12 protein-coding genes and 1 other RNA gene are annotated in these 6,467 nt (G+C 44.8%); 10 read left to right on the top strand and 3 right to left on the bottom strand.

Going from position 1 to position 6,467, the window contains the following annotated elements:
* The 6 genes from ACHUFM_RS15730 to ACHUFM_RS15705 form a co-directional block, all read left to right on the top strand.
* On the top strand, positions 1–555 hold a 555-nt coding region (locus ACHUFM_RS15730; protein ID WP_394183361.1), incomplete at its 5' end, for a hypothetical protein.
* On the top strand, positions 555–1,151 hold the full coding sequence (locus ACHUFM_RS15725) for a phage tail protein (protein ID WP_394183359.1): 597 nt from the start codon (positions 555–557) through the stop codon (positions 1,149–1,151). The genes ACHUFM_RS15730 and ACHUFM_RS15725, both read left to right, overlap by 1 nt.
* A gap of 9 nt (positions 1,152–1,160) precedes the next feature.
* Positions 1,161–1,529, top strand: a complete 369-nt coding sequence (locus tag ACHUFM_RS15720) for a hypothetical protein (RefSeq protein WP_394183357.1) — start codon at positions 1,161–1,163, stop codon at positions 1,527–1,529.
* Positions 1,526–2,002, top strand: coding sequence for a hypothetical protein (locus ACHUFM_RS15715; protein WP_394183355.1), 477 nt, complete (start codon positions 1,526–1,528; stop codon positions 2,000–2,002). Before ACHUFM_RS15720 ends, ACHUFM_RS15715 begins: the two co-directional genes overlap by 4 nt.
* Positions 1,999–2,142 carry a hypothetical protein gene (locus tag ACHUFM_RS15710; protein ID WP_394183353.1) on the top strand — a complete coding sequence of 48 codons (144 nt, stop codon included), beginning with the start codon at positions 1,999–2,001 and terminating at the stop codon, positions 2,140–2,142. Before ACHUFM_RS15715 ends, ACHUFM_RS15710 begins: the two co-directional genes overlap by 4 nt.
* On the top strand, positions 2,143–2,295 hold the full coding sequence (locus tag ACHUFM_RS15705) for a hypothetical protein (protein ID WP_394183351.1): 153 nt from the start codon (positions 2,143–2,145) through the stop codon (positions 2,293–2,295).
* A gap of 122 nt (positions 2,296–2,417) precedes the next feature.
* Here ACHUFM_RS15705 and ssrA read toward each other — a convergent pair.
* Positions 2,418–2,780: a transfer-messenger RNA gene (ssrA, locus tag ACHUFM_RS15700) on the bottom strand.
* A gap of 64 nt (positions 2,781–2,844) precedes the next feature.
* Complete coding sequence (smpB, locus tag ACHUFM_RS15695; protein ID WP_063331732.1) at positions 2,845–3,324, bottom strand: SsrA-binding protein SmpB; 480 nt, start codon at positions 3,322–3,324, stop codon at positions 2,845–2,847.
* A 172-nt stretch (positions 3,325–3,496) separates the two neighbouring features.
* On the opposite strand from smpB, the gene ACHUFM_RS15690 reads away from it, so the two are divergent.
* From ACHUFM_RS15690 to ACHUFM_RS15680, 3 genes are read left to right on the top strand one after another with little or no spacing between them, the layout of a single operon-like run.
* The gene (locus tag ACHUFM_RS15690; RefSeq protein ID WP_394183349.1) at positions 3,497–4,855 is read left to right on the top strand and encodes a sodium-dependent transporter; all 1,359 of its coding nucleotides are present in this window, start codon (positions 3,497–3,499) and stop codon (positions 4,853–4,855) included.
* Between the two features lies 1 nt (position 4,856).
* The gene (locus tag ACHUFM_RS15685; protein ID WP_394183347.1) at positions 4,857–5,288 is read left to right on the top strand and encodes a type II toxin-antitoxin system RatA family toxin; all 432 of its coding nucleotides are present in this window, start codon (positions 4,857–4,859) and stop codon (positions 5,286–5,288) included.
* A gap of 1 nt (position 5,289) precedes the next feature.
* Positions 5,290–5,574 (top strand): RnfH family protein, encoded by a 285-nt coding sequence (locus tag ACHUFM_RS15680; protein ID WP_245931833.1) that lies wholly within the window; start codon positions 5,290–5,292, stop codon positions 5,572–5,574.
* On the opposite strand, the gene ACHUFM_RS15675 is transcribed toward ACHUFM_RS15680, so the two are convergent.
* Complete coding sequence (locus tag ACHUFM_RS15675) at positions 5,571–5,888, bottom strand: outer membrane protein assembly factor BamE (RefSeq protein WP_394183345.1); 318 nt, start codon at positions 5,886–5,888, stop codon at positions 5,571–5,573. The two genes, ACHUFM_RS15680 and ACHUFM_RS15675, sit on opposite strands and share 4 nt — an antisense overlap.
* A 69-nt stretch (positions 5,889–5,957) precedes the next feature.
* Here ACHUFM_RS15675 and fur point away from each other — a divergent pair, with 69 nt between their 5' ends.
* Positions 5,958–6,368 (top strand): ferric iron uptake transcriptional regulator, encoded by a 411-nt coding sequence (fur, locus tag ACHUFM_RS15670; protein WP_063331727.1) that lies wholly within the window; start codon positions 5,958–5,960, stop codon positions 6,366–6,368.
* Positions 6,369–6,467 lie beyond the last annotated feature (99 nt).

Here is a 6,467-nt window from a genome sequence, read left to right as displayed (position 1 = left end):
TCGGCGGTGGCCGTGTCCGGTTCCGTGGATACTTCTGGTTCTACTGTCATAGTGTCCCAAATGCCAAAGGTGGACGTGTCAGGTTCAGCGGTGTCTGTTTCTGGCTCAAGTGTCAAAGTGTCTGAAATGCCAAAAGTGGACGTGTCAGGTTCGGCGGTGGCCGTGTCCGGTTCCGTGGATACTTCTGGTTCTACTGTCATAGTGTCCCAAATGCCAAAGGTGGACGTTTCAGGTTCGGCGGTGGCCGTGTCCGGTTCCGTTGATGTGTCTACGGCTCAACGCTTTGCGACACAAGAGTTTTCACTTGCTGCGAATGATTCATTAACTATTACGGGGCGTGCAAACCGTAAGCGTTTGGTGGTTCAGGGCTACTCGGAAGCAGACGAAACCGCCTTATGTCGCATTAGCCACAATGGAGCCAGCGCCAATACAGGGGCAATTTTGCCTTGTGGTGGTGGCCTAATGGGCGAAGTCGAACAGTTCCACAGCGCGGCCATTAAGGTCTGGAACCCTTCGGGTCAGGCCATTTCTATTCATGTAATGGAGGAATATTAATGGCGGTTTATTTTGTCGGTGGCGCAAAGCTAATCAAAGACATTAAGAGCATCAATGCCGAGATTGAAATTCTTCGTTCTATGGAGTTTGGCGGGGTTGGCCGTATTGAAAAATACGCTGCCAGCACGCCGCCACAAAACACCATCAAAGCGAATGGCGCCACATTGAGTCGCACTGTGTTTTGGCGGCTGTGGGAGTATGCGCAAGCAAGCGGTAATTTAGTTGATCAAGGTAGTAAACAGCGTGGCCAATTTGGTACTGGTGACGGATCAACCACATTCACCATTCCAGATTTAAGAGGGGAATTTGTACGTGGTCTAGATGATGGAATTGGTATTGATGCTGGCCGTGAGATTGGTAGTTGGCAAAATGATGCGATCCGAAACATTACTGGCAGTATGTCAGGTGCAAACCGAGGTAATTTCTCTGGCAGTAGTGGCGCTTTTATTAAGGGGGGTAACACTGGGCGAGCAAGGTTGGATGACGGCTCTTATTACAGCGGTGGTTTTTCTTTTGATGCCTCTCGTGTAGTACCAACCGCCAATGAAAACCGCCCTCGCAATATCGCATTAATGTTTTGCATTCGCTATCAGTAAGGGGAACCCATGAACATATACAACTACCACCCAACAACCAAAGAATACTTGGGTAAAACCGTTCTTAATGACAGTGACAAAAACCCGCTTGTAGATGGTGAATACCTAATACCAGCAAACGCCATTACCCAATGGCCGACAGTCAAAGCAGGGGCAAATCAAGCCGTCATTTTTAACGGTTCGGGCTGGTCACTAATTGATGATTTTCGTGGTGTCCAATACTGGGATGAAAACGGCGAACAATATCAAATTGAAAGCATCGGTGAACGGGTGCCAGAAGGCGCAAGCCTAACCGAGCCTGTACCAATAGAAGAGCATATTTCTGAATTGGAACAAGACACAGCGGAAGAAGACAGCACAGAGGAAGTGCCAGAATGAATAAAGTCGTCCTAGCCGTGGGCGGCTTAGGGCTGGCTTACGCAATTTACAGGGGAAGCAAAATGCTTGCAGTTGATAACGTGCGCGGCATGCGCAACAAAAACCCCATGAACGTAGTGAAAACCAACATTCAATGGGACGGAAAAATAGCGGGTAATGATCCAGCGTTTGAAACCTTTAAAACGCACTCTTACGGCATCCGAGCGGGTGCCAAACTGCTAACGAATTACGAAAAACTTCATGGCATCAACACAGTGCGCGGCTTGATCTCACGATATGCACCAAGCCATGAAAACCCAACAGATGACTACATTAATTATGTTGCCAACGCTGTGGGGGTAAATGCTGATCAAGCTATCAGCGTAAAAGCGAACCTTTACAAGATCGTAAAGGCAATCATCAAGTTTGAAATTGGCGCGGTGCCTTTCTCAACTTGGTACATCAAAAATTCAATAAAGGAACTAACAGCATGAAATTTTTCAAAGGAAAAGCCGCTAAGTGGATTGCAACAACAGTGATCGGCGGTGCGTTGCTTTACATTGGCGTACCGCCACATCTAGCAACGCCGCTTGCCAACTGGGGTGGCGAACAAGCACAGGAGTTAATCGAGTAAATGGATTTAGAAGTATTAAATCAAATCACTGGCACAGGTGCGAATAGCTCTGTAATGATATTGAGTTATATATTGTGGAATTATCATATCCGTATTAAGCGCCTAGAAGACAGGCAGGAAAAAGAAGTGCGGAAAGAATGTCAAAATCAATAAAAAAGGGGTGATCATAAGATCACCCCTTTTAGGTTTTGATGACTTACATTTGTCACGGTGTGTCAAATGTGTGTCGTGTTGATCATAAAGTCTAAAAACTTCTTTAAAATCAAGCGCTTGATTGGTGGAGATGGGGGGAGTCGAACCCCCGTCCGTCAGTCCTCTGCCATTGGCTCTACATGCTTAGTCACTTCTATTTTTTGACCAACTACCGCCCGAAGGACAGGGTATAGTCGGCGAGCCTGATTAATCTTAGATCCTTATCCCCAGGCAGGGCATCGGATAGCATCTCGTAATTTATGATACTGCGGAATCCCGGGCTACAAGCAACCTGGGGGCAGCACACTAGCAGGTTATTAAGCTGCTAGAGCGTAGTTTTCGTCGTTTGCGACTATATAATTGATACATGTGGATTTACGAGATCACGTATCACTCTCGACATGCACCTCAGGTTTTGTAACCGGCGTCGAAACCATGTCATCCCCGAAGTTGCGGCCATTCTAACGAATCCTATGCGGTTACGCTAGTCAGACACAATGATTCCACACTTTATATTTTGTGTTTCATCAATCTTTCTTTATCACGAGACCAATCGCGATTACGTTCTGTGTCTCGTTTGTCATGGTCTTTTTTACCGGTTACTAAGGCCACTTCACATTTGATCTTGTTGCCTTTCCAGTAAAGTGCCATGGCAGCACACGTTTTACCTTTTTGCTCTGTCACTTGAATGATGCGATCAATTTCTTTGCGGTTAAGCAAGAGTTTGCGTTGGCGCAACGGTTCGCATACGACGTGAGTAGAAGCACTTAATAATGGGGTAATACGCGCGCCGACTAGCCAAGCCTCATTCTGGTGAATGATGACAAAGGAATCGACAAGTTGCGCTTTGCCTTCGCGTAAACTTTTGACTTCCCAGCCAGATAAGGCTAGGCCAGCTTCAAATTTTTGATCTACGAAGTAGTCGAACTTGGCGCGTTTGTTAAGGGCAATGGTGCCAGTACTGTTGGATTTTTTCTTTACTTTGCTCATAGGGAAAAATTATACGGTCGATAGAGGCAAAAACCTATGCTTTTCTTGAGGTATGCGCCTGAATGATGGAAAATTCACATCTGTTTACTAAATTTATTTGAGTAGAGTCATTATTCCTTCTAAGGTGGTCTCTTCTCATTCTCACTTTGTTGTTTTCTTAGAGCCTAAATTTATGCCTGAAAGTCGATGTTTACAAGGTATTTGGTCAAGTCCGTGGATATTTATTTTTGCGGCCAGTGGGTCGGCGGTTGGCTTGGGGAATATATGGAAATTCCCTTATGTGCTCGGACAAAACGGCGGCGGTGCCTTCTTATTAGTCTATTGCTTATGTTTGTTACTGGTCGGTTTGCCCGTGCTGGTGGCGGAGGTCGCTCTTGGCCGTACGGTTCGTTCTAACCCAGTAGACACAGTAAATGATTTAAGTGAGCGCCGTATTGTTCATAAGGCTTGGGTGATTGTGCCTTGGCTAGCAGGCATTACAGGCTTTTTGATACTGACTTTTTACAGTGTGATTGCGGGCTGGTCAATTGGCTATTTGGAGCGAGCAATCTCTGGGGATTTTCAACAAATCACTCAAGCTGGCGCCATCGCCATGTTTAAAGGATTGTTAGCGAATCCAAGTGAAATGCTGCTTTGGCATTCTGTCTTTATGGCGCTGGTGGTACTGACGGTAGGGCAATCTGTGACGCGAGGTTTGTCGGCCTTAGTACGAATTTTATTGCCCGCCTTGGTGATCAGTTTGTTAGGTTTGTCGGCTTACTCGATGACAGTTGGTGACATGTCTAAAACCTTAGAGTTTATGTTTGGTTGGTCGTGGCAAGACATTACCTTTGACGTGGTATTGGCTGCCGTGGGGATGGCTTTGTTTAGTTTGAGTGTGGGCATGGGGGCGATGTTTGCTTACGGTGCTTACATGAGCAAACGTATGTCGATTACTCGTGCCTGTGGCATTGTGGTAGGGGTCGATTTGTTAGTGGCGATTCTTGCTGGCTTGTTGATCTTTCCTTTAGTCTTTTCCTTTCAAATTGACGTGGAAGCCGGACCCAGTCTGACGTTTGTCTCTTTACCCATTATTTTTGGTGGCTTGCCAGGTGGTCAGTTTTTTGCCAGTGTGTTCTTTGCTCTGCTGGTGATTGCTGCGTTAACGTCGGCTATCTCCATGTTGGAGTTGTTTGTCGCTTGGTTGCATGAGAAATTTTATATTGCCCGTTTAAAAGCCGCATTGCTCATGGGGATTGCGGTATGGTTTATTGGCATTGCCGTTTTGCTGTCATTTAACCATTGGGACAGTAAAATCTTGTTTGGGCTGAATTTCTTTGAATTGTTAGATGAGCTAACGTCTTTGATTTTGTTACCTGTCGTGGCTATTTTACTGTCTATTTTGGTGGCTTGGTTTATTCCGCGTACCATGTTGCAGAATGAGATGATAACCAAGCAAATTAGCCATTTTGAATGGTGGTACGGTACGTTAAAATACATCAGTATTCCTGCCATGATGGTCATAACTGTGGCAGGTTGGATAGGAGTTTAGTTTGAGTCGTATAGAACGTTTTGCTCATGTTAATTTTAGTTGTGAGCAAATGTATGATTTAGTGAATGACGTCAATGCTTATCCTGAATTTTTACCGGGTTGTTTGGGGGCTAAGTTGATTTCACAAACCCCAACGGAAATTGTCGCTTCCTTGGAAGTGGGCAAAGGGCCAGTAAAGCAGACGTTTACGACGAAGAATTTTTTAACGTTGAATCGTCGTATTGAAATGACGTTAGTAGAAGGCCCTTTTAAACGCCTTCATGGTGTGTGGACCTTTACTGAAGTGTCATCAACAAGCTGTAAAATCGCTTTGAGTATCGACTTCGAATTAAGTGGTATGCTGAAATTTGCGTTTGGTGGTGTGTTTAGTCAGATAGCGAATACCATGGTAGATTCTTTCAGTAAGCGCGCAAAAGTCGTGTATGGTGAATAGTATGAGAGTGGAAGTGGCTTACGCTTTGCCTGAAAAGCAGAAAATTGTGTCATTGGAAGTGGAAGAAGATTGTACTGTGCGTGACGCTGTACGTCGCTCCAACATTGATGTATTTTTTCCTGAGTTAGACGTGGAAAACGTGAAAGTCGGTATTTTTGGCAAAGCGGTACGCAATGCTGACCAGCAAGTGCTAAAAGAAGGTGAGCGAGTCGAGTTGTATCGTGAGCTGAAAGTTGACCCTAAACAAGCTAGGGCCAACCGAGCAGCAAAAAGCACAAAATCTTAATGATTTTTAATCTTGGTTAGCGTGCCATTGTCGAAAGTAAGGACCAGATCGGTTACTTCGCTTTGTTTTGTCTCTGATGTCGCATATTGAGACGTGTATACATAGTGCCACTCATCTGGTTTGAACGTATCTTGAATCATTGGCTTACCGAGAAGATAAGTAACTTGAGACTCGGACATACCAATTTTAAGCTGTGAAAGCTGATCCTGTGTTACAAGGTTTCCTTGCGTTACTGGAACCTTGTAAGGCGGTGGAAATAAACTGCATGCACCTAAAGAAAGTGCGGCACATAAAATTAAAACTGATTTTTTCATTTGTATTATCCTTACTTTGGTATGCTAATGATAAAGTAATTATCAATAAGATCGAATAGAGAATGACTCATGACTAGCGAAAATCAAGAGCTAAAGAAAGCGGGACTCAAGGTAACCTTGCCACGAGTGAAAATTTTACAAATTCTTGAGAAAGCAGGTGACCACCATCTAAGCGCAGATGATGTCTACCGTACCTTGCTTGATCAAGGCGAAGACGTTGGCTTGGCCACGGTATATCGAGTTCTGACACAGTTTGAAACGGCTGGATTGGTTCAGCGCCATCACTTTGAGGCGGGCACAGCGGTATTTGAGTTGGAAAAAGGCGACCACCATGATCACATGATCTGTTTAGAAACAGGTAAAGTGATTGAATTTGTTGACCCAGTGATTGAAAAACGTCAGCATGAAATCGCTGAAGAACATGGTTATGATATTGAAGACCACAGTTTGATTATGTACGTGCGTCCAAAGAAAAAATAACCACAGAGCAATAGCGAAGGGTGCCTCTTAACGGTGGCTTCCTTTGTGAGCAAAGGAAGGGCTTAAACTTTTAGGGTTTAAGCCCTTTTTGCTGTCTAC

Origin of the sequence: Marinomonas posidonica (assembly GCF_043643765.1) — a bacterium.
In the GTDB taxonomy this organism is placed as follows: Bacteria; Pseudomonadota; Gammaproteobacteria; order Pseudomonadales; family Marinomonadaceae; genus Marinomonas; species Marinomonas posidonica_A.
This window is presented reverse-complemented; position numbering and strand designations above follow the sequence as displayed.

What these genes read in the sequence shown, in the direction of transcription:
- ACHUFM_RS15715 (WP_394183355.1), top strand. Translation starts at nt 1,526, where the DNA reads ATGAATAAAGTCGTCCTAGCCGTGGGCGGCTTAGGGCTGGCTTACGCA.
- smpB (WP_063331732.1), bottom strand. Translation starts at nt 3,324, where the DNA reads ATGAGCAAAGTAAAGAAAAAATCCAACAGTACTGGCACCATTGCCCTT.
- ACHUFM_RS15705 (WP_394183351.1), top strand. Translation starts at nt 2,143, where the DNA reads ATGGATTTAGAAGTATTAAATCAAATCACTGGCACAGGTGCGAATAGC.
- ACHUFM_RS15690 (WP_394183349.1), top strand. Translation starts at nt 3,497, where the DNA reads ATGCCTGAAAGTCGATGTTTACAAGGTATTTGGTCAAGTCCGTGGATA.
- fur (WP_063331727.1), top strand. Translation starts at nt 5,958, where the DNA reads ATGACTAGCGAAAATCAAGAGCTAAAGAAAGCGGGACTCAAGGTAACC.
- ACHUFM_RS15720 (WP_394183357.1), top strand. Translation starts at nt 1,161, where the DNA reads ATGAACATATACAACTACCACCCAACAACCAAAGAATACTTGGGTAAA.
- ACHUFM_RS15680 (WP_245931833.1), top strand. Translation starts at nt 5,290, where the DNA reads ATGAGAGTGGAAGTGGCTTACGCTTTGCCTGAAAAGCAGAAAATTGTG.
- ACHUFM_RS15725 (WP_394183359.1), top strand. Translation starts at nt 555, where the DNA reads ATGGCGGTTTATTTTGTCGGTGGCGCAAAGCTAATCAAAGACATTAAG.
- ACHUFM_RS15710 (WP_394183353.1), top strand. Translation starts at nt 1,999, where the DNA reads ATGAAATTTTTCAAAGGAAAAGCCGCTAAGTGGATTGCAACAACAGTG.
- ACHUFM_RS15675 (WP_394183345.1), bottom strand. Translation starts at nt 5,888, where the DNA reads ATGAAAAAATCAGTTTTAATTTTATGTGCCGCACTTTCTTTAGGTGCA.